Origin of the sequence: Maribellus luteus, from assembly GCF_003576475.1 — a bacterium.
GTDB classification, from domain to species: Bacteria; Bacteroidota; Bacteroidia; order Bacteroidales; family Prolixibacteraceae; genus Draconibacterium; species Draconibacterium luteum.
This window is the reverse complement of sequence record NZ_QWGR01000203.1, coordinates 1-561: the sequence shown is the minus strand read 5'-3', so window position 1 is coordinate 561 and position 561 is coordinate 1. Positions and strand designations below refer to the sequence as shown.

The 561-nt window shown below is 66.0% G+C and carries 1 protein-coding gene; it reads left to right on the top strand.

All coding sequences use genetic code 11. The features are described 5' to 3' along the window. The coding region (locus D1614_RS28595; RefSeq protein WP_119440526.1) for an acyl-CoA dehydrogenase domain-containing protein at nt 1–561 on the top strand (561 nt) is incomplete at both ends.

Sequence of the window (561 nt, the reverse complement as noted above, 5' to 3'; positions counted from 1 at the left end):
CGCGTAGCGAGCGTGCCGGGCAACGCCGCGCCGGAAATGCATCGGTATTACCGTGCCGTGAACCGTTTCTCGACCGCGCTGGCGCTGCTGTCCGATGTGTCGATGTTTACGCTGGGGGGCACGCTCAAGCGCCGCGAGAGCATCACGGGGCGGCTTGGCGACATCCTCTCGCAGATGTACCTGATCTCGTCCACGCTCAAGCGCTTTGAAGATGAGGGCCGCCCCGCCGAAGACACGCCGCTCGTTCATTGGTCGGTGCAGGACGCGCTGGTCAAGGCACACGATGCGCTCGACGGTGTGCTGGCCAACTTCCCGAACGCAGGCATCGCGGCGCTACTGCGTGCGCTGATCTTCCCGTTCGGCACGCCGTATCGAAAGCCGTCGGATGCGCTGGCTGCGCAGGTTGCCGAGCTGATGCAGACGCCCGGCGCCGTACGCGATCGCCTGCTCGCCGACTCGTACTGCCCGACGCCCGAAGTTGACCCGATCGCCTATGGCGAGGCGGCCTTCCGTCTGCAACCGGCCGTGGACGCAATCGAGCAACGCTTGAAACCGGCCATC